Genomic DNA, 25,229 nt, shown 5'->3' with positions numbered 1-25,229 from the left:
TTGACGACACCCCTTCAATAGTTCATCCGCAGCCCATGTTACGCATTTCAGAAATCAACTATTCCGTCGAAGGCCGCCCCTTGTTTGAGGAAGCCAGCGCTGTCATCCCCGAAGGTCATAAAGTGGGCCTCGTCGGCCGCAATGGCGCGGGAAAAACCACCTTGTTTCGCATTATTCGCGGGGAATTGGGGCTGGACGCGGGCGATATTTCGCTGCCGTCCCGCGCCAAGATCGGCGGCGTCGCGCAAGAGGTGCCATCGTCCGATGTGTCGCTGATTGACACGGTGCTTGCCGCGGATGTTGAACGCGCAGCCCTGATCGCAGAATCCGAGACGACCACAGACCCCGCCCGCATCGCCGAGGTGCAAACCCGCCTTGCCGACATCGATGCATGGTCCGCCGAAGGGCGCGCCGCCTCGATCCTCAAGGGGCTTGGTTTTGACGATCACGATCAGCAACAGCCCTGCTCCGCCTATTCCGGTGGCTGGCGTATGCGTGTGGCCTTGGCGGGCGTGTTGTTCGCCCAGCCCGATGTGCTGCTGCTTGATGAACCGACCAACTATCTCGACCTTGAAGGGGCGTTGTGGCTGGAAAACTATCTGGCCAAATACCCCCACACGGTGATCATCATTAGCCACGACCGTGGATTGCTGAACCGCGCCGTGGGCGGCATCTTGCACCTCGAAGACCGCAAGCTGACCTATTACCAAGGCAACTACGATCAATTCGCCAAAATGCGCGCCGAAAAACGCGCGCAACTGTCTGCCGCCGCGAAAAAGCAGCAGGCGCATAAGGCGCATATGCAGGCCTTTGTGGATCGCTTTAAGGCCAAGGCATCCAAGGCCAAGCAGGCGCAATCGCGGATGAAAGCCATCGAAAAGATGGTGACTATTACGCCGCCCGAGGAAGCCGCGCGCAAGGTCTTTACCTTCCCGCAGCCCGATGAATTGTCCCCGCCGATCATCAGCATCGAAGGTGGCTCTACCGGCTATACCGAAGGCAACCCTGTGTTGTCGCGCCTGAACCTGCGCATCGACCAAGATGACCGCATCGCGCTGTTGGGCCGGAACGGTCAGGGCAAATCGACCCTGTCGAAACTGCTCTCCAACCGTTTGGTGTTGTTCGAAGGCAAAGCGGTCAATTCGAACAAACTGCGCATCGGCTTCTTTGCCCAGCATCAGGTGGATGAGCTGATCATCAACGAAACGCCGTTGCAGCACATGATCACCGCGCGTCCCGGCGTGATGCAGTCGAAATTGCGTGCTCAGCTGGCAGGTTTCGGCCTTGGCCCCGACCAAGCCGATACCGAGGTTGGCCGCCTGTCCGGTGGTCAAAAGGCACGGCTTTCGCTGCTGCTTGCCACACTCGACGCGCCGCATCTGCTGATCCTCGATGAACCGACCAACCACCTTGATATCGAATCCCGCGAGGCGCTGGTAGAGGCGCTGACGCGCTATTCCGGCGCTGTGATCCTTGTCAGCCACGACATGCACCTGCTGTCGATGGTCGCGGATCGTCTGTGGCTGGTGTCCGATGGCACGGTCAAACCCTACGAAGACGACCTCGAGGCGTATCGCAAGATGCTGCTGACGGTCGAAAAGCCCGTGAGCAAGAACGCCAAGCCCGTCAAAGAGGCCCCAAAACCCAAGCGGGCCAACCGCGAAGACATCCTTGCCCTGCGGTCCGAAGTCCGCACAGCCGAGGCCCGCGTGACCAAAATTAACGACATGCGCGACAAGCTGGCCAAGAAACTTGCCGACCCTGCCCTTTACGAAAAGGAAAAAGTCGGCGAACTTGAAGTCTGGAACAAGAAATACGCCGAAGTCATGGCCGCACTTGAACGGGCGGAGTCGATCTGGATGGCTGCACTGGAAAAACTAGAAACCGCCTCAGCCTGACACTTAGATCCATTTTAGCCTAGCTTCTCTGGCTCAAAAATATCCCGGGGGTCCGGGGGCTGGCCCCCGGGAATACATATGATGACACTCGACATTGCCTTTATGATCACGGCGTTTGCCACGATGATCGTCATCATCGACCCCTTCGCGATCGGGCCGATGTTTCTGGCCCTGACCCCCGGCCTGTCCCATGCGCAACGCCGCCGTATCGCATGGCGTGGCGTGTTCATCGCCGGGCTGATCCTGCTGATCTTCGCAGCCTTCGGGGAGGCTGTGCTGGGTTTCATCGGCATCTCAATGCCCGCGTTTCGCGTGGCGGGTGGGATTTTGCTGTTCCTGACGGCGCTTGAAATGTTGTTTGACCGCCGCACAAAACGGCGCGAGAAAGCCACGACAGATCCTGACCACGAGGCCGACGATCATGACGATCCGTCGGTTTTCCCGCTGGCGATCCCATTGATTGCGGGCCCGGGTTCAATTGCGTCGGTCATCCTTCTGACCGGTGAAAAACCCGGCCTCGAAGGGTTCGTGACCGTGATGGGCATCACCTTTGCGGTGCTGGTCCTCATGGGGATCACGATGCAGGCCAGCGGCCATCTGGAACGCGTGTTGGGCAAGGTCGGGATCAACGTCATTACCCGGCTGCTGGGCATGCTGTTGGCCGCACTTTCGGTGCAATTCGTGCTTGAAGGTCTCAGCGCCTTTGGATTTGGGCCGGGTGCGGGCTGACAAACCCCGTCACACGCCCCATATTCCACCCAAGGAACAACGGAGCGTCCAATGGCAGAGTTTGAAACCGGTCGTCTGATCTATCTTTTGGTGCTTCTTGCGATGGTCGCAGGCTGGTTCTTTATGCAAGGCCGTGGCGAAGGGTTTAACAAAACCCTGCAACAGGCCGCGGTTTGGGGCATGATTTTTGTTGGTGCCGCGGCGGGCTATGGGCTGTGGGGCGACATCACCCGCAATTCAGGTGCGCCGCAACAAAGCTATGCAGGCGGCATCGGCACCGTCACCCTGCCCCGTGCCCGCGATGGTCATTATTACCTGACAGTCCAGATCAACGGCTCGCCGATCCGCTTTGTTGTCGACACCGGTGCCAGCGACATGGTGCTGACCCGCGAGGATGCACAGCGCGTCGGGCTGTCGCCTGATACGCTCAGCTACCTTGGCCGCGCCAATACCGCGAATGGCGAGGTGCGCACCGCCTTTGTGCGCCTGAACGAAGTGCAATTGGGCGATGTGCGTGATTTCGATGTCCCTGCCGTGGTGAATGACGGCGACATGCGGCAATCCCTGTTGGGGATGGGCTATCTACAACGCTGGGGCCGGATCGAGATTTCGAATAACGAACTGATCTTGACACGTTAAGGCCGGTCAGTAACCCACTCAGGTTTCTGCCTTTTTCTCCCAACGGCCGCTTTCTTCCGACCAGTATTGCGCCGACGCACCTGCTTCCTTTAGCGTCTTCCACTGCCCGCGTGCCTTGTTCAGGGCAAGCTCGTCCAGCCCGTCAAACAATATGCAAACCCGGTCGAGGGTTGAGACTTCTGCCGCCGTCACATCAGCGCCGTGGATCGAAAACACGCAAGTGGCCCCGTTTGGCGCTTCCGTTAGGGTGGTCAGCAAGACCGGCTGTTCCGCATCATGTGGGCCACCTGCCAATCCGTGCGGCAGGAACCCGTCATCGGGGCCTTGCCACAGGGCGGCATCCATTTGTGCCAATAAATCGGGGTCCGTGCCACGCACTGCCACGCGCCACCCTGCCCCTTGGGCTTTGCCCAACAGCATGGTTAACGTCTCGACCAAAGGTCGCTGTGTCAGATGATAGAAATACGCAGCACCCATCGGGTTACTCGCCCTCAAAATTGTCCGAAATCAACCGGTTCAACGATGCAACGCCCCAGCCTGTGGCCCCGATGGGCGACAAAGTTGTCTCGGTTTTCAGGGATGCCACACCGGCAATATCAAGGTGGATCCAAGGGGTCTCGTCTTTAACAAAACGCCCCAAAAACTGCGCCGCTGAAATGGCACCGCCGTCACGCCCGCCAATGTTTTTCATGTCGGCAATCCGGCTTTTCAGCAGCTTGTCATAGCCGGGGCCCATGGGCATGTGCCAAGCCCCTTCATTTTCTGCTGCGGCGGCCTTGAGAAATGCATTGCACAGCGTGTCATTGTTCGAAAACACACCTGCGTTTTCATGGCCAAGGCCAATCACAATGGCGCCTGTCAGTGTGGCCAGATCGATCATGCCAGCGGGTTTAAAGCGGTCCTGCGCGTACCACAGCACATCACAAAGCACCAAACGCCCCTCGGCGTCGGTGTTAATCACCTCGACGGTGTCGCCCTTCATGGTTTTGATCACATCGCCGGGGCGCGTCGCGGTGCCCGACGGCATGTTTTCAACGATACCGACAAGGCCGACAACATTGGCCTTTGCCTTGCGCAAGGCGACAGACCGCATGACCCCAGCCACCACACCGGCACCGCCCATATCCATGGTCATGTCTTCCATGCCAAGGCCGGGTTTCAGGCTAATACCGCCGGTGTCAAAGACCACGCCCTTGCCGACCAGCGCCAGCGGGGCTGCGTCTTTTTCGCCGCCGTTCCATTTCATAACAACAACATAGGACGGGCTGGCCGACCCTTGTCCAACGGACAGCAGCGTGCGCATCCCCAGTTTTTCCAGCGCGGCATCGTCCAGCACTTCGACTTCAAGCCCGATGTTTTCCATCTCGGCCAGACGGTTTGCAAATTCTGTTGTGGTCAGCACGTTGGCCGGTTCATTGGTCAGATCACGGGTCATAAAGGCCCCGTCGGCGATCGCCAGAAGCGGCTCAGCAGCCTCTTTTACATCGTCGGGGTTGCTGGCCATAATCGTGACCGTTCCCTTGCGCGGTTTCCCGTCGCTTTTGTTATCCTCAAAGCTGTAGTCGCGCATGGCAAGGCCAAAGCACAGTTCCGCCGATTTGCGCAGCCCACCTGTCAGCACCAGCAGATCCGCGTTTCCGCGCAGCTTGGCAAGGCTGGCCCCCGCTTTGCGCAGATCCGGAATATTGGCGTTGTTTGCCAGTTGGATCACGTCAACGGCCTCGGCGGTCATGCCGGTGGGATAGCCCATGCTCAGCACCTCACCGGGTTTCAGATCGGCGAATTTGGTCGTTTGGATCAGACGCTCCAGCGCGCCCTTGGTCAGTTTGTTGATCCGGCGGGCACCTGGGTTCATCTTGCCTTCGGCATCAATGGCGACGGCAACACGACCCGCGTGTCCCGCAATCTGGTCAATGTCAGTTTGGGCAAAGCTGATTGGGGTCAATGCGGTCATGATCGGCGTCCTTTTGATATGAATTACCCCAAGACCTAGCGCGCAGCCGCCGGTAAGGCCAGATAGCAGTTTTCGCCGACGAAAATTTGTTTTATCCTGCGTGCATAATATCAGCGAAAAAATGTCTAAGGGACGCAGTTTGTCTAAGTTTGACCGCTATATGTTGTCCCAGTTCCTGATCTTGTTCAGTTTCTTTGCGCTGATCCTGGTCGCGATTTTCTGGATCAACCGTGCAGTGATCTTGTTTGATCGCCTGATTGGCGACGGCCAGACGGCTTTGGTGTTTCTGGAATTCACCGTGTTGGGCCTGCCCAAGCTGATCACGACCGTGTTTCCCATCGCGGCATTCGCCGGGTCTGTCTATGTGATCAACCGCATGACCAGCGAATCCGAATTGACGGTGTTGCAGGCCACAGGCAGCGGACCATGGCGGTTGGCGCGGCCTGTGTTTGTCTACGGTATCTGTGTTGCGGTGATGTTATCGGTGCTAACCCATTTTCTGGTGCCCATGGCCAAAGCGCAGCTGACCCAACGCGAGGTCGAGATTTCGCAAAACGTATCAGCGCGGTTGCTGACCGAAGGTGAATTCCTGCATCCGTCATCCAAGGTGACGTTCTACACCCGGTTGATCGGGACGGATGGCGTGTTGCGTGATGTGTTTCTGTCAGACCGTCGCAACCCCGAAGAAGGCATGATCTATTCCGCATCCGAGGCCTATCTTGTGCGCAATGGCGATGGGACGACCTTGATCATGGTCGACGGTCTGGCGCAGCGGCTAAGCAGCGAGACCAACCAGCTTTCAACGGCGAAGTTTCGGGATTTCTCCTTTGATATCTCGGCCTTGGTCAGCAATAGCACCGAAGAATATACATCCGTCGATAGTATGGTGACCCCTGCGCTGTTTACCGATTGGACCGCCCTTGGTGATCGCGTCGATGTAACCCTAGGGACGATCGCCGAAGAATTCCACGCGCGGTTCGCCGCCCCGCTGTTTTGCATTGTGGCAGCGATGATCGGCTATGCCACATTGATCTTGGGCGGGTTTTCGCGGTTTGGGGTCTGGCGCGAGATCGTGATCGCCTTTGGTCTGCTTATCGCCATTGACGGTATTCGTGGCACGTTGGAAGGCGTGGTGCGCAGTGACCCCAGCCGCTGGCCGCTGATTTACCTGCCCAGTTTGATCGGTCTGATTTTGGTGCTGGCGATGATTTGGCAAACTGCGCATCCCGGCTGGCTGCGCCGGTTGCGTCGGGCAAAGGTGGCCGCATGATCCTGCATTTCTACTTCGCGCGCCGCTTTCTGACCGGCATTTTGTTGATTTCCACGGTGTTGTTTGCGCTGTTGGTGCTGGTCGACTTGGTCGAACAGACGCGCAAATTCAGCGGCTATGACATCGGTTGGGAACGCATTTTGGGGCTGACGTTGCTGAACACCCCCGAAACCATGAACCTGATCTTACCCTTGATTATGATCTTGGCGACGGTGGTTTTGTTTCTGTCGCTTGCGCGGTCATCGGAACTGGTTGTGACCCGTGCGTCGGGGCGGTCGGCGTTGACGGCATTGCAGGCCCCGGTCGTGGTGGCGTTTATCATAGGCGTCATGGCTGTTGGGATGTTGAACCCCATCGTGGCTGCAACGGCGAAACGCTATTTGCAGCTGTCTGAAAACATCCGCGCCGGTGGTGCCTCTGCCCTGTCGATCAGTGACGAAGGGTTGTGGTTGCGTCAGGGCGGCGAGATGGGGCAAACCGTGATCCGCGCGTGGCGGTCGAATGCCGATGCGTCGGTGCTGTATGATGTGACGTTTATTTCCTACGCCCCCGAAGGTGGCCCCGTTCGCCGGATCGAGGCATCAAGCGCCGCGCTCGAAGAAAATGCCTGGGTGCTAAGCGGTGCAAAATCATGGCCGCTTGAGGTTGGGGTGAACGCCGAGGGAAATGCTGAGTTTTTCGAGACCCTGACCTTGCCGTCGAACCTGACGCTGGACCGTATCCGCGAAAGCATCAGCGATCCGGGTGCCGTGTCGATCTATGATCTGCCCAAATTTATCAACCAGCTTGAACAGGCAGGGTTTTCGCCCCGCCGTCACAAGGTTTGGTTGCAGACCGAATTGGCGCGGCCGTTTTTCCTTATTGCGATGGTTCTGGTTGCGAGCGCATTCACCATGCGCCATACGAGGTTCGGAGGCACAGGCGTTGCCGTGTTGGCATCTGTTCTGTTGGGGTTCGGTTTGTATTTCATTCGCAGCTTTGCACAGATTTTGGGGGAAAACGGGCAAATTCCGGTTCTTCTGGCGGCTTGGGCACCACCGGTCGCGTCGATCCTATTGGCGCTCGGATTACTGCTCCATGCGGAGGATGGCTGAGATGCGGCGGTTTCTCTTGGCGCTTTGCTTGCTGCTGCCCCTCCCTGCCACTGCGCAAAATCCCGGTGAACGCCCTGCGGTTCTGGTGGCGGATGATCTGTTGATCACGCGCGATCGGGTGCTGATCGCACGCGGCAACGTCGAGGCGTTCCAAGGCAACACTCGTATTCAGGCCAAATCAATCAGCTATGATGAACAAACCGGCGCGCTGACTATCGAGGGGCCGATTGTGCTGACCGATGGCGGGGAAACCGTGATCTTGGCCGACGCAGCCCAATTGGATAGTGGTTTGCAAAACGGCTTGCTGACCGGCGCGCGTATGGTGATGAACCAACAGGTGCAATTGGCCGCGGTGCAGATTGATCGCGTCGATGGCCGCTATAGCCAGCTTTACAAAACGGCCGTAACCTCTTGTAAAATATGCGAAGATGGCGATGTTCCCCTGTGGCAAATTCGGGCGCGCAGGGTCATCCACGACGAGGTCGAACAACAGCTGTATTTTGATGATGCAACGTTTCACATCAGAAGCGTGCCGGTGTTTTATCTGCCCCGTTTGCGGATGCCCGACCCGACGCTAGACCGTGCAACCGGATTTTTGATGCCGTCGATACGCACGACCTCGCAGCTGGGCACCGGCCTGAAAATCCCCTATTTCATCAAGCTCGGCGATAGCCGTGATTTGACCCTGACCCCCTATCTGTCGTCTGCCACGCGGACCCTTGAATTCCGCTACCGGCAGGCGTTCGTCGGTGGATATATTTCGTTCGAAGGGGCTTATACCCGCGATGATGAACTCCCCGATACAGAGCGCGGCTATTTCGATTGGCAAGGCAGGTTTGATCTGCGGCGCGACTACCAGCTAAGCTTTGACATCAAGGTGGTCAGCGACGAGGGGTATTTCACCGAATACGGCTATCTGGACGAGGACCGGTTGCGCAGTGATATCACCGTCAGCCGGGCGCGGCGCGACAGCTATGTCCGGGCGAGCCTCTATAACTTTGAAACCCTGCGCGACGGCGAGATTAATTCGACCCTGCCAACCCTTGTGATTGACGGGGAATTTGAACGCCGCTTCTTTCCAAAATCCGTGGGCGGCGAGGTTCGCCTGTCGTTAGAAGCGCACAGCCATCAACGCAGCTCCACCGCTGATGTGATTGGCCGCGACGTGGCGCGGATCAACGGCAAGCTGGAGTATCTGCGCCGGTTCACCCACCAAAGCGGGCTGGTAACGAATGCCAGTGCTGGCTTGGGCTTTAACGCCTTTGACGTGACCCAAGACTCGAATTATTCGCAAAACCACACCGATCTGGTGCCAACCGCCTCTGTTGGTCTAAGCTATCCTATGATGCGGGCCGGGGCTGGCGGCGTGACGCAAATGTTGACGCCGCTGGCGCAGGTCGGTTGGACGGGCGGCGATCGTCTGGATATCCCGAACGAGGAAAGCACACGGGTCGAATTCGATCAGGGCAACCTGCTCTCCCTGTCGCGCTTTCCCAGCCCGGACCGGCAGGAACGCGGAACTGTCACGGCGGTGGGGTTGAATTGGTCGCGCTTTGATCCGCAAGGATGGGATACCCATATCGCCGCAGGTCAGGTGTTTCGATCAATCTTTGATAGTGATTTTACCAATACGTCGGGCCTGTCTGGCACCAAGTCGAATGTCCTGCTGGCCGGACAAATCCGCAACCAAGCGGGCATGTCGCTGACCGCGCGTACCTTGATCGATAATGATTTTGAGGTCTCCAAAGCCGAAGTGCGCGGCGATTGGGGGCTTGGAAACCTCACCCTTGGCGGCACCTATGTCTGGCTTGAAACCGATGCTGCCGAAGACCGGACCGAACCCGTGTCAGAGATATCGCTCGATGGGTCCTATGATTTTCGTAATCAATGGACCGCCAGCGCCGATTTCCGCTATGACGTTGAAAACAACCGCGCTGCGACGGCGGGCTTGGGCCTGACCTATAACAATGAATGCGTCAGCGTCGACCTTTCGGTGCGCCGGCGCTATACCTCATCAACAAGTGTTGAGCCCTCGACGGATATCGGGTTTAACATCGGCCTGCGGGGCTTTTCGGCCTCCAACGGAAAAGAAAGATATGTGCGATCATGTGGGATGTAACTAAGATGAACCTGAACCGTCTGACACACCGCGTTGCGATTGTTGGCCTCGCGGTTATGACCGCCGCTCCCGCGCTTGCGCAAGGTCTGTATGCGCCTGTGGCCAAGGTGAACCAATCCGTTGTGACCGAATATGAGGTCCAGCAGCGGCAACGGTTTTTGCAGCTTTTGAATGCGCCGGGGGCCACCCGCGAAGGGGTCATCGACGCCTTGATCGACGAACGTGTGCGCAACGAGGCCGTGGCCGACGCAGGCATCGAACTGACCCCCGAGGGGATCGATGAGAGCCTTGCGGAATTTGCAGGTCGCGCCAACCTAAGCACCGAGGAATTCACCAAAGCGCTTGGCCAATCCGGCGTGTCGCGTGAGACATTTCGCGACTTTGTGGTGAATTCCATCGGCTGGCGTGAACTGGTGCGGGCGCGTTATTCATCGCGGGTGCAGATCACCGATGCGGAAATCGACCGCGCGCTTGGCACCGCAAACAGCAGTGGCGTGCGTGTGCTCCTGTCCGAGATTATTATCCCGGCCCCACCCGAAAACGCCGCGCGTGTAACAGCGCTTGCTGAACAAATCTCGCAATCGCAATCAACGGCAGAGTTTTCTAACTATGCCACGCAATACTCTGCAACCGCCTCGCGCGGTCGTGGGGGTCGTCTGGGCTGGCAAGATCTGTCCTTGCTGCCGCCGACCTTGCAGCCGCTGATCCTTTCCCTTGCCCCGGGCGAAGTGACAGCACCCCTGCCGATCCCGAATGCCGTTGCCCTGTTCCAATTGCGCGATATCCAGGAAACCAGCAGCCCGACCAGCAGCTATTCGTCGATTGAATATGCCGCCTATTATCTGCCCGGCGGTCGTAGCCCCGAAACCTTGGCCCAAGCGGCCAAAATTCAGGCCCGCGTCGACACCTGCAACGACCTGTACGGAGAGGCCCTGGGCCAGCCCGAAGACGTGCTGGAACGCGCCACCAAGGCCCCCGGTGAAATCCCCCAAGACATCGCGATTGAGCTGTCCAAGCTTGATCCGGGCGAAGTGTCCACGGCGCTGACCCGTTCTGACGGTCAAACGCTGATGTTCCTGATGATGTGCAGCCGCACGGCCACCGCGAACCAAGAAGCAAGCCGCGAGGCCGTGATTAATGCGCTGCGTCAGGAACGTCTGGTGGGCTATGCGGATCAACTGCTTGATCAGCTCAAAGCCGACGCGCGTATCGTGCGCAAATGACCGGCGTACGGCCTGTCGTCATCTCGTGCGGTGAACCGGCAGGCATCGGGCCCGAAGTCGCCGCCCGCGCTTGGGCTGTGCTGGCGGGCGAAGTACCCATGGTCTGGCTCGGTGATCCGCGCCATTTGCCCGGCGACATTCCACACCGTGTGATCGAAAGCTGCGATCAGGCGCTGGAGGTATCCAGCGACGCGCTGCCCGTGCTGGCACATCCCTTTCCTGCGGATAACGTGCTGGGGCAAGCCAACCCCGCCAATGCCCAAGCCGTGATTGACGTGATTGCACGTGGCGTTGATTTGGTGCGCGCGGGCGACGCCTGCGCTCTGACAACGGCCCCCATCCACAAAAAAGCCCTGAAAGACGGCGCGAATTTCGCCTATCCGGGCCATACGGAATACCTTGCCGCCCTAGCCGGTGTCGATGACGTGGTGATGATGCTGGCCTCGGATCAGCTGCGCGTCGTGCCTGCGACGATCCACATCGCACTGGATCAGGTGCCGCATGTTCTGACGCCTGCCCACCTGCGCCGGGTGATCGAAATCACGGCGGCGGGTCTGAAAACCCAATTCGGCATCGCACAACCCAAAATCGCCATCTCCGGCCTAAACCCCCACGCGGGCGAAGGCGGCGCAATGGGCCGTCAGGAGGTCGACTGGATGAATGATCTGGTCGCTACCATGCAAGGCGAAGGCTACGACCTGCTTGGCCCCCTGCCCGCTGACACCATGTTCCACGCTGCCGCCCGTGCCCGCTACGACGCGGCGATTGCGATGTACCATGATCAGGCGCTGATCCCGATCAAGACACTTGATTTTGACCGCGGCGTAAATGTGACGCTGGGCCTGCCCTTCATCCGCACCTCGCCCGATCACGGCACCGCCTTTGACATTGCCGGCAAAGGCATCGCAAACCCCCCCAGCATGGTGGAGGCGATCCGCTTGGCCCATAAAATGGCGACGTCCTAATGCTTCTCTGGCTTTTAAATATCCTCGCCGAAGGCGAAATCACAACATGACCACAATCGATATGCTTCCGCCCCTGCGCGACGTCATCAACACCCATGATCTCAAGGCGCGTAAATCGCTGGGGCAGAACTTCCTGCTTGATCTCAACCTGACCGCCAAAATCGCGCGCCAAGCGGGTGATATGTCCGGCTGCGATGTGCTCGAGATCGGGCCCGGCCCCGGCGGGCTGACCCGCGGCCTGCTGGCCGAAGGGGCGCGGCGGGTGCTCGCCATCGAAAAAGACAAACGCTGCCTACCCGCCCTGAACGAGATCGCAGAGGCCTATCCCGGCCGTCTGACCGTGATCGAAGGCGACGCGCTCGAGATTGACCCGCTGGCCTATCTGACCCCGCCCATCCGGATCGCGGCGAACCTGCCCTATAATGTCGGCACGGAACTTTTGGTGCGCTGGCTGACCCCTGCTGAATGGCCGCCGTTCTGGGACAGCCTGACCTTGATGTTCCAACGCGAAGTGGCCGAACGGATCGTGGCCAAGCCCGGATCCAAAGCCTATGGCCGGTTGGCCTTGCTGGCGCAGTGGCGGGCGGACGCGCGGATCGTGATGAACCTCCCGCCCGAGGCTTTTACCCCGCCGCCAAAGGTCTCCTCTGCCGTGGTGCATTTAACCGCGCTTCCCGAGCCCCGCTTTCCCGCCGATCCCGCCGTGCTAAGCCGCGTTGTCGCGATGGCGTTTAACCAACGCCGCAAAATGTTGCGCTCGGCGCTCAAGGCGGCGGCGCCGGATATCGAGGATCGCCTGATCGCCGCTGGCATCAAACCAACCGAGCGGGCCGAACAAGTATCGCTAGAAGCTTTCTGCGCATTGGCCCGCGAGCTCGCCAAGCCTTAAACCCGCACAGCTGTCGCCCAAACGCAAAAGGCCCCGCAGAATGCGAGGCCTTTTTTTAATATACGTCAACCCGTTTATTCAGCCGCTTCGGTATGATCGCCACCCTCGGGTGCCTGACCGGATGTATCATCCGATTTTGCCTGGGGCTTGCGCCGGGGCGCGCGGCGTGGCTTGGGCTTGTTCTCGGGTGTTTCAACCAGATTGCTGCCGTCGTCCCCGCCCTGAGCCGCGCCGTCACCCTCAAGAAGGTCCGGCTGCTTTGCAGTGCGGTTGTTGCGGCGGCGTTTGGGCTGCTGGTCTTGGCTGTCTTGACCGTGCTGCTGGGACTGGTCATTGCCGCCCGTGTTTTGATTGCCGGCCTCGGCATCACCGTCATTGGATGGCACACCATTGGCCGCATCGCGTTCCTGACGCTCTGCCCGTTCGCGGTCGCGCTCGGCTTGGCGTTCGCGGTTCTGGCGCTCCTGCTCTTCCTGACGCTCGCGCTGCTGGCGTTCTTGCTCTTCGCGGCGCTGGTCCATTTCGCGCTGTGCCTCGGATAGCATGCGCAGGTAATGTTCTGCGTGCTGCTGAAAGTTTTCGGCGGCAACACGGTCATTGCTCAGCTGTGCGTCACGGGCCAACTGGTTATATTTTTCAATAACCTGCTGCGGCGTGCCGCGCACTTTGCCTTCTGGGCCAGAGCTGTCGAACACGCGGTTTACGACGTTGCCGCCACCTTGTGGTTGACGGTTGCGACTGTTCTTGGATCTGGAACGTGATCTTGAAGATTTCATGTAATTCGTTCAGCCTTGTTGTGCTGTGCTTCGAGAAAGCCGCCGGATGCATCTACATCCTTCAAAAGCGCGCCATACGATTTGTTGGGCTTAACGCCGCGCGGGACCGCCAATAAGCATCCACCGCTGCAACATGATTGAATAAGCACGGCTGTCAGGCGCGATCAAGCACAAACTGTCAAGAATGCGTGAGATCGCGTTTATTTTGCAGTTTCACGCCGGTGTGTCGGCCCAAAGAACACGGTCACGCCCATCCAGATCAGGCAAAATCCGCACCCGTCCCCATCCGGCGGCTTTGAAAATCTCTGCTACATCCGGCCCTTGCTGCCAGCCAATTTCGGCCAGCACGCGGCCTGTGGCGGTCAGATACCCTTGCGCTTGGGATGCAATCACGCGGTAGGCGCTTAACCCGTCCAGCCCGTCTGTCAGCGCCATTTCAGGCTCGTGCAGGCGCAATTCCGGCGATACCGCTGCCATCTCCGATTTTGCCAGATAGGGCGGGTTTGCCACGATCAGATCAAACCGGCCGTTCGCCGCCTCGAACCAATCGGATTGGCGAATGTCGGCCCGCGCGTGAACCCCATGCAGCACCGCATTGGCGCTGGCCTGCAAACAGGCCGATTCCGACAGGTCCAACCCGACGCCAGTTGCGTCCGGCCGCTCAGCCAGCAATGTCACCAGAATGCAGCCCGACCCGGTGCCAAGGTCCAGCACAGTGTCAAAAGGTTCAGACAAAGCCAGTTCGATCAGCGTTTCGGTTTCGGGTCGTGGATCCAATACATCACGGCTGACCTTGAAATCCCGACCGTAAAAAGCGCGCTGCCCGACCAGATGCGACACAGGCACACGCACCGCCCGTAACGCGATCAGGTTCTCATAGCGCTCTGCGATCTCCGGCGCGATCTCTTCTGGGGCAATCAAGGTGACGCGCGATGCGTCCACCGATGCCGCGTGGGCCAGCAACAGCCGTGCATCGCGGGCCGGATCGGGCACACCCGCTGCACGCAACCGTGCCGCCGCCGATGCCATGGCTTGCGCCGCCGTTGGTGCGCTCACTGACCCATCTCCGCCATCATTCGTGCTTGCGCATCCGCCGTCAGCGCGTCGATAATCTCGTCCAGATCGCCCTGCATAATGGCATCCAACCGGTACAGCGTCAGATTGATCCGGTGATCGGTCATCCGCCCTTGCGGGAAATTATACGTCCTGATCCGTTCCGACCGATCGCCTGATCCGACTTGAGCGGCCCGATCCGCCGACCGCGCGCTGTCCACGCGCTGACGCTCCGCATCATAAAGCCGCGCTTTTAGCACCTGCATCGCGATCTCGCGGTTGCGGTGCTGTGATTTCTCGGAAGAGGTCACAACAATGCCGGTCGGGATATGGGTGATCCGGACAGCGGAATCGGTGGTGTTGACGTGCTGGCCCCCTGCCCCCGAACTGCGCATCGTGTCGATCCGCAAGTCATTGGCGTCGATGTGAATATCCACATCTTCCGCCTCAGGCAGCACGGCGACCGTGGCCGCCGAGGTATGAATACGCCCGCCGCTTTCGGTCGTCGGCACCCGCTGCACGCGGTGCACGCCGGATTCGTATTTCAAACGGGCAAAGACGTTCTGCCCCTTGATATGGGCGACGACTTCCTTGACGCCCCCCAGCTCGGTCATCTGCTCTTCGATCAGATCGAATTTCCAACCCTGCGCCTCGGCATAGCGCTGGTACATCCGCAACAGATCGGCAGCAAACAGCGCGGCCTCGTCCCCGCCGGTGCCGGGGCGTATCTCAAGCATCGCAGGCTTGGCATCCGCTGCGTCCTTGGGCAGCAACGCCAATTGCAGGGCGTCTTCGGCCTTGGGCAGCGCGGCCTTCAGGCGTGGCAGCTCTTCCTCGGCCAGTTCCGCCATTTCGGGGTCTTTCAGCATGGCACGCGCGTCGTCCATGTCTTGCAGCAACTGACGGTATTCTTCGATCTGCTCGACCACGGGGCGCAGGTCGGCGTATTCCTTGGCCAGCTTGGCAAAATCGGCCCCGTCTGACCCAGAGGACATTGACGCCTCCAGAAACTGGAAACGTTGGGTGATTTGGGCAAGGCGGTCCATGGGGATCATCGGGTTTCTGTCGCTGATGATAGCGCTTTGGTCAAGGGCCGCTATGTGTTAATATGAAGGCTCATGAAACAGATTGCTCTGATATCGGGGCTGTTGTTCGGCCTGACGGCACAATCGGCACCCGCGCAAGCGACCTATCCCAGCGGTAAGGCGGTTGATTGCTACTGCACCAACGCCCAAGGCCGCCGCGTCGAGCTGGGCCAAACCATTTGCATGCAAATCGGCGACCGCTTGTTTCAGGCGCAATGCCAGATGTCGCTGAACGTGCCCATGTGGCGCGAGGTCGGGCAAGGCTGCCAGAGCTCAAGCTTAGACAGCGATGCCGATGGTGCCTAATATCTCGCGCAGCCGTTTGCCGTTCACACCCATATCGGACTTACCAAACCGCAATCGGCTATAGAATGTCGCACGGGTTTGATCGTCCGACAGCGCGGCAGTTGTGTAATCTGGAAACCCCCAAAGCAACGACCGCGTGACATAAATCTGCTGCCCGTCGGCCTGACCCAGCTTTTGCGTGCGCGGCTGCGCCATCATGGCCGTGTCAAAGGCCCCCAAAAGGGCATCCGTGTCGCCATCAACCTTTGCGACAACCTTGAACCCACCCTCCTTGGGGTATGTTCCGGGCGCATCTGCATTGGCATCCACCGTCCAGTTTGCAGCGTCACTTGGGACAAAGCGGATATAGGCCTGCAACCCTACGAACACCAAAACCACGGCCCAAAAGAAACTCATCATTCGCTTTGCTTTCATTTTGCCTTTTAAACTCCCCGCGGAGCGTCCGCCGGATCAGCGGTATGCAACACCGGGCAGGATGCACATTATTTCATACAGGATATTCGCGCCTGTCAGCGCTGTGTTGCCGCTCGTGTCATAGGGCGGTGATACCTCAACCAGATCGGCCCCAACGACGTTCAAACCTTTCAAAGCACGGATCAGTTCCAGCGCTTGCGGGGTGGTCAAACCGCCGATTTCGGGCGTGCCCGTCCCCGGTGCATAGGCGGGATCAAGGCTGTCGATATCATAGGTGACATAGACAGGCGCATCGCCAATATCACGTCTGATTTCAGCACCCAACGGTGACAGGCTGCGATGCCAGAGCTCTTGTGCGGGAAATTGTTGGAAGCCCCAACCCGTCGCTTCGGTGAAATCATCCGCGCCATATCCTGTGCCGCGCAAACCGATTTGATAGGTTTTATGGGGGTTTATAAGCCCTTCTTCATAGGCGCGGCGAAATACCGTGCCGTGGGTTTCACGTTCGCCGAACATGTCCTCGTTCACGTCAGCATGGGCATCCACATGCACCAGCGCCAAAGGCCCGTGCCGTTTGGCCATTGCGCGCAGGATTGGCAGCGTGATCGAATGATCCCCGCCGATGGCCAAGGGCATCGCGTCCGACCTTAAGATTTCGGTGTAACTGTCTTGAATAATTGACAAACTATCAGACAGCGAAAACGTATTAATGGCCAGATCACCGATATCCGCGACCTGAAGTGAATCAAACGGCGCCGCCCCGGTGCCCAGATTATAGGGCCGCAGCATCGCGCTTTCTGCGCGGACCTGTTTGGGGCCAAAGCGCGTGCCAGATCGCCACGACGTGCCAATATCCAGTGGAATACCCAAAACCGCGACGTCTAACCCCTTGAGGTCACTGGCAGAAGGCAGACGCATAAAAGTGTTGGGGCCTGAAAAACGGGCCAGATCATTGCCGCTGATAGGTTGATTTTTTACGCTCATTTGTTCCGCATTCTCCATCCCAGCAGGCAAAGGATCTCGGTCGCCACATGGGCACCTGCAATGGCTGTGGCCCCGGTTGTATCAAAAGGGGGTGACACTTCGACGATATCACCGCCGACGATATTGATCCCGGCCAGATCGCGCAACATGATGGCACATTGCGCGGATGTCAGGCCGCCCCAAACCGGTGTGCCGGTGCCGGGCGCAAAGGCCGGATCCAGCGCATCAATGTCAAAGGTTAGATAGCAAGGGCGGTCCCCAAGTATCTGTTTTATCTTGGCAACGGCGGCTTGGGGCCCCTTCTCGTGGACCTCGCGCGCGTCAATGGTGGTGACGCCCAGTGTGTCGGGGTTCGTGGTTCTGATCCCCACCTGCACGGATGTCGCCGGATCAACGATTCCGGATTTCACTGCCTTATAAAACATCGTGCCGTGGTCGATCCGGTCCATATCGTCGTCGGGCCATGTGTCGGAATGCGCATCGAATTGCAGCAGACTGATCGGTCCGTATTTTTCGGCGTAGGCTTTAAGGATCGGAAAGCTGATATAGTGATCGCCCCCCAGCACCACACTTGCCGCGCCTGCGTCCAATATCCCCTTGATATGGTTGGTCAAAGTGGCGGGGAACTGGCTGGTGTGGCCATAGTCAAACGCCATATCGCCATAGTCCGCGATGGCACATTCGCTCAATACATCGAAATCCCAGCCATAGGGCGGATCATAGGGTTGCAGGCTGGATGCCTCGCGGATCGCGCGGGGGCCAAGCCGCGTACCTGTGCGGTTGGTCACGGCCTGATCGAACGGCACGCCTGTCACGGCGATATCGACCCCTGTCAGGTCTTTGGTATAGCGGCGGCGCAGAAATGATGTCGCGCCACCAAACGCGTTTTCAAAGCTGGGCCCCTTTAGATCATCGCGGGTAAAGGCCTGATCTACCTGGGTTTTTGCGTCTTCGAGCGCCATTATTTACCCGCCGCCGGTTGTAGCTGTTCGACCAGTTGCACAAAGAACGATGCGCCCACGGGGGCCACATCATCGTTGAAGTTGAATTTGGGGTGGTGCAATCCGGCACCCTCGCCCGCGCCGAGGAAAAGATAGGCACCGGGGCGTTCTTCGAGCATATAGGCAAAGTCTTCGGCACCTGCGACACGGGGGAATTCGGCGTCGACACTTGCGTCGCCTGCAACGGTGCGCGCCACATCGGCGGCCAGCGCTGTCTGTTCGGGGGCGTTTTGCGTGCTGGGGTATCCAACCTCGTAATCCAGCGTGGCGGTCACGCCATAGCTTGCCGCTTGGCCTTGGATAATTTCTTCCATTCGGCTGCGGATCAGCGTCTGCACGTCCTTGTCAAAGGTCCGCACGGTGCCGTTGATCATTGCCGTGTCGGGGATGATATTGCTGGCCGACCCGGTGTGGATTTGCGTGACCGAAATCACCATTTCCTGCGCCGATGGCACATTGCGGCTGGTGATGGTCTGGATCGCTTGGACAATGCCGCAGGCGGCAACGACCGGATCGGCGGTTTCGTGCGGCATGGCACCATGGCCCCCGCGCCCGTTGATCTGGATGGTAAAGGAATCAACCGCCGCCATGATCGGCCCCGGCGTGGTAAAGAACGACCCGAACTCGGCCCCTGGCATATTGTGGATGCCGTAGACCTGCGCGATGTCGAAACGGTCCATCATGCCTTCGGCGCACATGACTTGGGCACCGCCGCCGTCTTCTTCGGCGGGTTGGAAAATCAGCGCCACGCGGCCCGCGAAATTGCGCGTCTCGGCCAGATATTTTGCGGCCCCCAGCAGCATGGCCGTGTGCCCGTCATGGCCACAAGCGTGCATTTTTCCGGGGTGTGTCGATGCATAGTCAACGCCGGTTTCTTCAAGGATCGGCAGCGCGTCAAAATCTGCGCGCAGGCCGATTGTCGGGCCATCGCTGCTGCCATTGATGATCGCCACAATGCCAGTTTGCGCGATGCCGTCGTGAATTTCGTCAGCGCCCAGTTCCTGCAACCGCTCTTTGATGAAGGCCGCTGTTTTGGGGCAGTCAAAGCCCAGTTCGGGTATCGTGTGCAGATGTCTGCGCCATTCGGTCATCAAGGGGGCAAAATCCGCGATACGGTTCACGACGGGCATTGGGTGGACTCCTGCATATATCTTGGTCAGGTTGCATCTGACACCAGACACACGGGGGCTGCAATGGCCGAGACATCGAAAGATGCACTGATCTTTGATCAAAGCGCAGGGATTGAGCGGCTTTTAGAAATCATGCGCCGCTTGCGTAATCCTGAAACCGGTTGCCCATGGGATATCGAACAGGATTTCGCCAGCATCGCGCCCTACACCATCGAAGAGGCCTATGAAGTCGCCGATGCGATTGAACGCGGCGACTGGCCCGAGTTGGAGGGCGAGTTGGGCGATCTGTTGCTGCAAACCGTCTATCACACGGCCATGGGCGAAGAAGACGGGCATTTCACCTTTCAATCGGTGGTGCGCCATATCAGCGACAAGATGGTCGCGCGGCATCCGCATGTCTTTGGCGATGAGTCGCGTGATAAATCGGCGGATCAGCAAACCGCCGACTGGGAAAAGATCAAAGCAGCCGAGCGTGCGGGCAAGGCTCAAGGTGGTGCGCTGGATGGGGTGGCCGTTGGCCTGCCGGCATTACTGCGCGCCTATAAGCTGCAAAAACGTGCGGCGCGTGTGGGGTTCGACTGGCCTGATACTGGCGATGTGGTCGCCAAGATAGCCGAGGAAGCCGCCGAACTGGTCGAAGCCCGCGATACCTTGACCCAAGCAGAGGTCGAGGAGGAATTCGGCGATCTGCTGTTTGTGATGGCCAATCTGGGCCGGCATCTGGGCCTTGATCCGGAGGCCGCCCTGCGCAGCGCCAACGCCAAATTCATCCGCCGTTTCGAGGGCGTCGAGACGCAGCTGGCGCAGATCGGCAAAACACCTGAGCAAAGCGATCTGGCCGAGATGGACGCGCTGTGGGATGCGGTAAAACAGGCGGAACGCAGCTAGATCAAGCGCTTGCACTGGACAAGCCCCGTCGCATCCGGCAAGGCTCGGACAACATGAAAGACAGGAGACACGCCATGACACCGCGCAAGATTATCATCGACACCGACCCCGGTCAGGACGATGCGGTGGCGATTTTGCTCGCACTGGCCAGCCCCGAAGACATCGAGGTTTTGGGGATCACCTGTGTCGCGGGCAATGTGCCGCTGGATCTGACCGTGCGAAATGCCCGGATTGTCTGCGAATTGGCGGGTAAGACCGACGTGAAAATCTTTGCCGGATGCGACCGCCCGCTGGGCCGTGAACTGGTCACGGCGGAACATGTGCATGGCAAAACCGGCCTTGATGGCCCCGTCCTGCCCGAACCGACGATGCCTATCGCCGACGGCCATGCGGTGGATTTCATTATCGATATGTTGCGCGAACACGCGCCCGGTACCGTAACCCTTTGCCCGCTGGGGCCGCTCACAAACATCGCGACAGCGCTGCAAAAGGCCCCTGATATCGCCAACCGTATTGCGAAAATTGTGCTGATGGGCGGCGGCTATTTCGAGGGCGGTAATATCACACCTGCAGCCGAGTTTAACATTTACGTCGACCCGCAAGCTGCTGATATTGTGTTTAAATCCGGCGCGCCGATTGTGGTCATGCCTCTGGATGTCACCCACAAGGCGCTGGTCACAACTGCCCGCAACGACGCGTTTCGCAACATCGGCAGCCCTGTGGGGATCGCCGTGGCCGAGATGACCGAATTCTTTGAACGCTTCGACAAGGAAAAATACGGCTCCGAAGGGGCACCGCTGCATGATCCCTGCGTGACCGCCTATCTGATCCGCCCCGATCTGTTCAAAGGCCGTCATATCAATGTCGAGATCGAGACAGAGTCAGAGCTGACCATGGGCATGACCGTCGCCGATTGGTGGGGAGTCACCGACCGCGCCGCGAACGCGACTTTCATGGGTGATCTGGATGCAGACGGGTTTTTCGGCCTGCTCACCGAACGTCTGGCCCGGTTGTGAGCGCCGCCTTTACCCTTGCCAAGCCCGAACATCTTGAGCAGTTGATCGGTTTGGTTGCGGCCTTTCACGCCGAGGCGGGGATCGAACAATCGGACGAGGACCGGCACAATGGCATTGCGCCGCTGCTCGACGGTATCCCCCATGGCATCGCCTATCTGATCGGCCCGCCCCGTGCGCCCATCGGATATGTCATCATCACCCTTGGCTGGTCGGTTGAATTTGGCGGGTTGGACGCCATCATTGACGAAATTTACGTGCGCCCCGGTGTGCGTGGTCGCGGCATCGCGTCCGAGGCGCTGTTGGCCCTGCCCAATGCCTTGTCCGGTGGTGGTGTAAAGGCCGTGCATCTTGAGGTCGACAAAGAGAACCTGATTGCACAGAAGCTGTACAGCCGCGCAGGGTTTCGGCCGCGCGATAACTATATGTTCATGACACGAAAGCTGTGATCGCACTGGCAAAGCGGCTTTTGATGGCTATATCTAAACCATGACATTCAGCGCCCCCTTCGATAACAGTTTTGCCGCGTTGCCGGCCGGCTTTTATACCCGCATCACCCCGACTCCTGTGGCCGACCCCAAGCTGTTGGCCTTTAACGCTGACTTGGCGAAAACGCTCGGGTTGGGCGATGCGGGGGAAGAGGATCTCGCCTTTACCTTTGGCGGGAATGAACTGCCGCAGGGCGCGGACCCGTTGGCGCAGCTTTATGCGGGTCACCAGTTTGGCAACTATAACCCCCAGCTTGGCGATGGCCGTGCGATTTTGTTGGGCGAGGTTGTGGACAGCACTGGAACCCGCCGCGATATCCAGCTTAAGGGCTCTGGCCCCACGCCCTATTCGCGGGGCGGTGACGGGCGTGCGTGGCTGGGCCCTGTGCTGCGCGAATATGTGGTGTCCGAGGCGATGCATGCCCTTGGCATTCCCACCACCCGCGCCCTTGCCGCCGTTGCCACGGGCGAAGACATCTACCGCGAAACCGCCCTGCCCGGCGCTGTGCTGACCCGCGTTGCCGCCAGCCATCTGCGCGTCGGCACCTTTCAGGTCTTTGCCCATCGTGGCGAGGTTGATAACCTGCGCACCCTTACCGAATACGCAATTCAGCGGCATTATCCGAACGCCAACGGCCCCATGGGGTTGCTGCGCGCGGTTTGCGCGGCGCAGGCCGAACTGATCGCGGCTTGGATGTCCGTCGGGTTCATTCACGGCGTGATGAATACCGATAATTGTTCGATCTCGGGCGAGACGATTGATTATGGCCCTTGCGCCTTTATGGATGCGTTTCATGCCAATCGGGTGTTCAGTTCAATTGACCGTAAGGGCCGCTATGCGTTCTCGAACCAGCCGCAAATGGCGGTGTGGAACATGGCGCAGCTTGCCACCGCGCTGATCCAGCAGTTGGATGATCCGGACGCTTCCGTCGCGGAGGCGACCGAGATTGTGCACGCCATGCCCGCGCTGATCGAGGGGGCTTGGCTGAAACGCTTTGGTGCGAAAATTGGCATCGCTGATCCGGTGGCCGGTGACGCGGCGCTGATCGATGATCTGCTGGCACTGATGCAGCAAGACGGTGCCGACTTTACCAACGCGTTCCACGCATTGTCGGGCGATGCCCCGCAGGATCAGTTCCTCGACCAAGACGCCTTTGCCGCATGGCAGGCCAGATGGCAGGCGCGGATCGCGGCCGAGGCTGATCCGGTGGCCGTGATGAATGCCGCCAACCCCGTGATCATTCCGCGCAATCACCGGATTGAACAGATGATCCAAGCCGCTGTCGCTGGCGATATGGCACCTTTTGAACGCTTGATGAAAGCGCTGGCAACGCCCTATCAGACCACCGATACAGACCTGCAGCGCCCGCCGACAGACAGCGAAATCGTACCGGCGACATTCTGCGGGACCTAATGGGCCACGCGCGGTTTGCGGTTGATCAGGTAAATCCCGAGGGCGACCAATATCAGCGCGGCCCAAACCGACAGGGCCACCTCTTCGGACAGCAGCAGCCAGCCCAAGATCACTGAAAACACCGGTGACAGAAAGCTGAAGGACGCGACGGTTGAGGCCGGATATACCGACATCAGCCAGAACCACGCCAGAAAGCCGAGGCTGGCAACGGCGATGATCTGAAAGCCCAATCCGGCCAGATGGATCATCTGCACGTCGCGGATCAGTGGACCGAACAGCGGGGCGATCAGCACCAGAATGGGCCCCGAGATCGCAACCTGGCACATCAACTGCTGCGCAGGCGGCACCTTTTCCAGCGGGGTCACCCGCACCAACAGCGCAATGCCCGCCCAACACAGCGCTGCGGCCAAGGCCAGCAGGTCGCCCATCCAACTGACATGCCCACCGCTGCGCTCGCTTAGCGCCACAGCAACGCCCGCCATGGCGAGCGTAAGGCCAATGATCTTGAGCTTGGTCAGTCGTTCATCGGGCAGCAGGAAATTGACGGCAATCGTCAGCCATACCGGCATGGAATAGAATATCACCGACGCGCGGCTGACAGTTGTCGTGTCTAACGCGATGAAAAGGCATGTAAATTCAAACGTGAACAGCAATCCCGACACCACGGCCCAGCCCCATGTCGGCCTTGGAAAGGAAAAGCTGACCCCGCGCGCCTTCATCCAGATCGTCAGGATAACAATCGCCCCCAGCGACCGCAGGCCCGCCGCGAACACTGGATTAAAGCCCCCGTTCGTGACTTTGATTACGACTTGATTAAAGGCAAGGTTCAGCGCAAAGGCGATCAGCGCCAGCGCGCCAAACATGTCAATTTGAGTTTTACGTTCCATGCCTCACAGACCCGCGTTACGGGCATGTTGTCAATCGCAATAAAACGCCGAACGACTTGGGGTTGATCGCTATCTGGTTGTGTCCGTCGCAGTTTTACAACACACTCCGTGCATAATTTACAAACGGGGAAGTCACCGAAATGAGCTTGATGAAAACACTGGCCAAAGTGGCCATCGGCGTCGCTGTGGCCAAAGGTGCCAGCGCGATGATGAAGAAAAGCGGCAGCAGCACCAATGCGGGCAGCGCCGGCGGGCTTGGCGGCTTGCTGGGTGGTTTGACTGGCGGGTCGTCAGGTGGTGCCGGATCATCGGCAGGCAGCTTGCAGGATATGCTGGGCGGCCTGATGGGCGGCAGTGCCGGATCGGCTGGCGGCTTGGGCGGCTTGCTCAACCAGCTTGGCGGCGGCGCTGGTGCCTCTGGCGGCTTGGGTGGTTTGTTGAACCAGTTGGGCGGCGCTGGCGGGGCCAGCGCGTCGGGTGGCGGTCTGGGTGGATTGCTGGGCGGTTTGGCTGGTGCTGCGGGCGCTGGCGGCTTGATGGCTGGCCTTGGCGGGTCAACCAGCGGCAAGCCCGAACGCGAAGAAGCAGATTTTGGCGCGGTGTTGAATTCGCAGTTTGATGCGAACCCGACCCCTGCGATCCAGCCGTCCCAAGACCAAGAGGTGTTGGCCGCTCTGATGATCGCCGCGATGATCCAAGCGGCGAAATCCGATGGCACCTTTGATCAGGCAGAGCGTGAAAAACTGCTCAGCCATCTTGGCGATGTGGATGCCGAGGAAGCGGCGTTTGTAAACGCCCGCATGGACGCGCCGGTCGATGTCGATGGCTTGGTTGCGCAGACGCCCGAGGGCATGGGAGCGCAGGTTTACGCGATGTCCCTGCTGGCCATTGATCTGGACACCCAAGACGAGGCGCAATATCTGCACCAGCTTGCCAAGGGATACGGGATGAAACCTGCGGCGGTGAATGACATTCACGAACAAATGGGTGTGCCGTCGCTATACACCTGA

Annotated in this window: 25 protein-coding genes; 15 read left to right on the top strand and 10 right to left on the bottom strand. The window is 59.2% G+C overall.

Annotated elements, in window-relative coordinates; genetic code table 11:
• Positions 1-35: 35 nt before the first annotated feature.
• The 3 genes from AADJ11_RS14190 to AADJ11_RS14180 all read left to right on the top strand — a co-directional run bounded on the left by AADJ11_RS14190 (position 36) and on the right by AADJ11_RS14180 (position 3,266).
• Complete coding sequence (locus tag AADJ11_RS14190; protein WP_341235176.1) at positions 36-1,898, top strand: ABC-F family ATP-binding cassette domain-containing protein; 1,863 nt, start codon at positions 36-38, stop codon at positions 1,896-1,898.
• Between the two features lie 81 nt (positions 1,899-1,979).
• Positions 1,980-2,627, top strand: coding sequence for a MarC family protein (locus AADJ11_RS14185; protein ID WP_341235520.1), 648 nt, complete (start codon positions 1,980-1,982; stop codon positions 2,625-2,627).
• 51 nt (positions 2,628-2,678) lie between these two features.
• The gene (locus tag AADJ11_RS14180) at positions 2,679-3,266 is read left to right on the top strand and encodes a TIGR02281 family clan AA aspartic protease (protein WP_341235175.1); all 588 of its coding nucleotides are present in this window, start codon (positions 2,679-2,681) and stop codon (positions 3,264-3,266) included.
• Between the two features lie 18 nt (positions 3,267-3,284).
• On the opposite strand, the gene AADJ11_RS14175 is transcribed toward AADJ11_RS14180, so the two are convergent.
• Entirely contained in the window at positions 3,285-3,743 is a 459-nt protein-coding gene (locus tag AADJ11_RS14175; RefSeq protein WP_341235174.1) for a DNA polymerase III subunit chi, read from the bottom strand.
• A gap of 4 nt (positions 3,744-3,747) precedes the next feature.
• Positions 3,748-5,220: a leucyl aminopeptidase gene (locus tag AADJ11_RS14170; RefSeq protein ID WP_341235173.1), complete on the bottom strand. Its 1,473-nt coding sequence runs from the start codon at positions 5,218-5,220 to the stop codon at positions 3,748-3,750.
• A gap of 139 nt (positions 5,221-5,359) precedes the next feature.
• On the opposite strand from AADJ11_RS14170, the gene lptF reads away from it, so the two are divergent.
• The 6 genes from lptF to rsmA are packed head-to-tail and all read left to right on the top strand — an operon-like array spanning position 5,360 to position 12,780.
• Positions 5,360-6,490 (top strand): LPS export ABC transporter permease LptF, encoded by a 1,131-nt coding sequence (lptF, locus tag AADJ11_RS14165; protein WP_341235172.1) that lies wholly within the window; start codon positions 5,360-5,362, stop codon positions 6,488-6,490.
• The gene (lptG, locus tag AADJ11_RS14160; RefSeq protein WP_341235171.1) at positions 6,487-7,584 is read left to right on the top strand and encodes an LPS export ABC transporter permease LptG; all 1,098 of its coding nucleotides are present in this window, start codon (positions 6,487-6,489) and stop codon (positions 7,582-7,584) included. Before lptF ends, lptG begins: the two co-directional genes overlap by 4 nt.
• A 1-nt stretch (position 7,585) precedes the next feature.
• Complete coding sequence (gene lptD, locus AADJ11_RS14155; protein ID WP_341235170.1) at positions 7,586-9,703, top strand: LPS assembly protein LptD; 2,118 nt, start codon at positions 7,586-7,588, stop codon at positions 9,701-9,703.
• Positions 9,691-10,926 (top strand): peptidylprolyl isomerase, encoded by a 1,236-nt coding sequence (locus AADJ11_RS14150; protein WP_341235169.1) that lies wholly within the window; start codon positions 9,691-9,693, stop codon positions 10,924-10,926. Before lptD ends, AADJ11_RS14150 begins: the two co-directional genes overlap by 13 nt.
• The gene (gene pdxA, locus AADJ11_RS14145; RefSeq protein WP_341235168.1) at positions 10,923-11,891 is read left to right on the top strand and encodes a 4-hydroxythreonine-4-phosphate dehydrogenase PdxA; all 969 of its coding nucleotides are present in this window, start codon (positions 10,923-10,925) and stop codon (positions 11,889-11,891) included. The genes AADJ11_RS14150 and pdxA overlap by 4 nt, the downstream gene beginning before the upstream one ends.
• A gap of 46 nt (positions 11,892-11,937) precedes the next feature.
• Positions 11,938-12,780 (top strand): 16S rRNA (adenine(1518)-N(6)/adenine(1519)-N(6))-dimethyltransferase RsmA, encoded by an 843-nt coding sequence (gene rsmA, locus AADJ11_RS14140; RefSeq protein WP_341235167.1) that lies wholly within the window; start codon positions 11,938-11,940, stop codon positions 12,778-12,780.
• A 74-nt stretch (positions 12,781-12,854) separates the two neighbouring features.
• Here rsmA and AADJ11_RS14135 read toward each other — a convergent pair whose 3' ends face one another.
• The 3 genes from AADJ11_RS14135 to prfA all read right to left on the bottom strand — a co-directional run bounded on the left by AADJ11_RS14135 (position 12,855) and on the right by prfA (position 15,664).
• On the bottom strand, positions 12,855-13,556 hold the full coding sequence (locus tag AADJ11_RS14135; protein WP_341235166.1) for a DUF4167 domain-containing protein: 702 nt from the start codon (positions 13,554-13,556) through the stop codon (positions 12,855-12,857).
• Positions 13,557-13,769: 213 nt separating this feature from the next.
• Entirely contained in the window at positions 13,770-14,612 is an 843-nt protein-coding gene (gene prmC, locus AADJ11_RS14130) for a peptide chain release factor N(5)-glutamine methyltransferase (protein WP_341235165.1), read from the bottom strand.
• Entirely contained in the window at positions 14,609-15,664 is a 1,056-nt protein-coding gene (prfA, locus tag AADJ11_RS14125) for a peptide chain release factor 1 (RefSeq protein ID WP_341235164.1), read from the bottom strand. Before prfA ends, prmC begins: the two co-directional genes overlap by 4 nt.
• A 63-nt stretch (positions 15,665-15,727) precedes the next feature.
• Between prfA and AADJ11_RS14120 the strand changes: the two genes are divergently transcribed.
• Entirely contained in the window at positions 15,728-16,000 is a 273-nt protein-coding gene (locus tag AADJ11_RS14120; protein WP_341235163.1) for a hypothetical protein, read from the top strand.
• Here the strand turns inward: AADJ11_RS14120 and AADJ11_RS14115 are convergent.
• Genes AADJ11_RS14115 through AADJ11_RS14100 form a run of 4 tightly spaced genes read right to left on the bottom strand, consistent with a single transcriptional unit; the run spans position 15,974 to position 19,529 of the window.
• On the bottom strand, positions 15,974-16,399 hold the full coding sequence (locus AADJ11_RS14115; protein ID WP_341235162.1) for a DUF1499 domain-containing protein: 426 nt from the start codon (positions 16,397-16,399) through the stop codon (positions 15,974-15,976). The two genes, AADJ11_RS14120 and AADJ11_RS14115, sit on opposite strands and share 27 nt — an antisense overlap.
• 51 nt (positions 16,400-16,450) lie before the next feature.
• Complete coding sequence (speB, locus tag AADJ11_RS14110) at positions 16,451-17,398, bottom strand: agmatinase (protein WP_341235161.1); 948 nt, start codon at positions 17,396-17,398, stop codon at positions 16,451-16,453.
• Positions 17,395-18,360, bottom strand: coding sequence for an agmatinase (gene speB / locus AADJ11_RS14105; RefSeq protein WP_341235160.1), 966 nt, complete (start codon positions 18,358-18,360; stop codon positions 17,395-17,397). Before speB (AADJ11_RS14105) ends, speB (AADJ11_RS14110) begins: the two co-directional genes overlap by 4 nt.
• On the bottom strand, positions 18,360-19,529 hold the full coding sequence (locus AADJ11_RS14100) for a M20 aminoacylase family protein (protein ID WP_341235159.1): 1,170 nt from the start codon (positions 19,527-19,529) through the stop codon (positions 18,360-18,362). The genes speB (AADJ11_RS14105) and AADJ11_RS14100 overlap by 1 nt, the downstream gene beginning before the upstream one ends.
• 63 nt (positions 19,530-19,592) lie before the next feature.
• On the opposite strand from AADJ11_RS14100, the gene mazG reads away from it, so the two are divergent.
• From mazG to AADJ11_RS14080, 4 genes are all read left to right on the top strand, one after another.
• Positions 19,593-20,417 carry a nucleoside triphosphate pyrophosphohydrolase gene (gene mazG, locus AADJ11_RS14095; protein ID WP_341235158.1) on the top strand — a complete coding sequence of 275 codons (825 nt, stop codon included), beginning with the start codon at positions 19,593-19,595 and terminating at the stop codon, positions 20,415-20,417.
• Positions 20,418-20,491: 74 nt separating this feature from the next.
• The gene (locus tag AADJ11_RS14090) at positions 20,492-21,433 is read left to right on the top strand and encodes a nucleoside hydrolase (protein WP_341235157.1); all 942 of its coding nucleotides are present in this window, start codon (positions 20,492-20,494) and stop codon (positions 21,431-21,433) included.
• Positions 21,430-21,879: a GNAT family N-acetyltransferase gene (locus AADJ11_RS14085; RefSeq protein ID WP_341235156.1), complete on the top strand. Its 450-nt coding sequence runs from the start codon at positions 21,430-21,432 to the stop codon at positions 21,877-21,879. The genes AADJ11_RS14090 and AADJ11_RS14085 overlap by 4 nt, the downstream gene beginning before the upstream one ends.
• 40 nt (positions 21,880-21,919) lie before the next feature.
• Positions 21,920-23,332 carry a YdiU family protein gene (locus tag AADJ11_RS14080; RefSeq protein WP_341235155.1) on the top strand — a complete coding sequence of 471 codons (1,413 nt, stop codon included), beginning with the start codon at positions 21,920-21,922 and terminating at the stop codon, positions 23,330-23,332.
• On the opposite strand, the gene AADJ11_RS14075 is transcribed toward AADJ11_RS14080, so the two are convergent.
• Positions 23,329-24,219, bottom strand: a complete 891-nt coding sequence (locus tag AADJ11_RS14075) for a DMT family transporter (RefSeq protein ID WP_341235154.1) — start codon at positions 24,217-24,219, stop codon at positions 23,329-23,331. The genes AADJ11_RS14080 and AADJ11_RS14075 overlap by 4 nt on opposite strands.
• 140 nt (positions 24,220-24,359) lie before the next feature.
• Between AADJ11_RS14075 and AADJ11_RS14070 the strand changes: the two genes are divergently transcribed.
• Entirely contained in the window at positions 24,360-25,229 is an 870-nt protein-coding gene (locus AADJ11_RS14070) for a tellurite resistance TerB family protein (RefSeq protein WP_341235153.1), read from the top strand.

Origin of the sequence: uncultured Sulfitobacter sp. (genome assembly GCF_964021855.1) — a bacterium.
Classification (GTDB): Bacteria; Pseudomonadota; Alphaproteobacteria; order Rhodobacterales; family Rhodobacteraceae; genus Sulfitobacter.
Note: the sequence above shows the minus strand (reverse complement) of the source record. Positions and strands in the feature narration are given on the sequence as shown.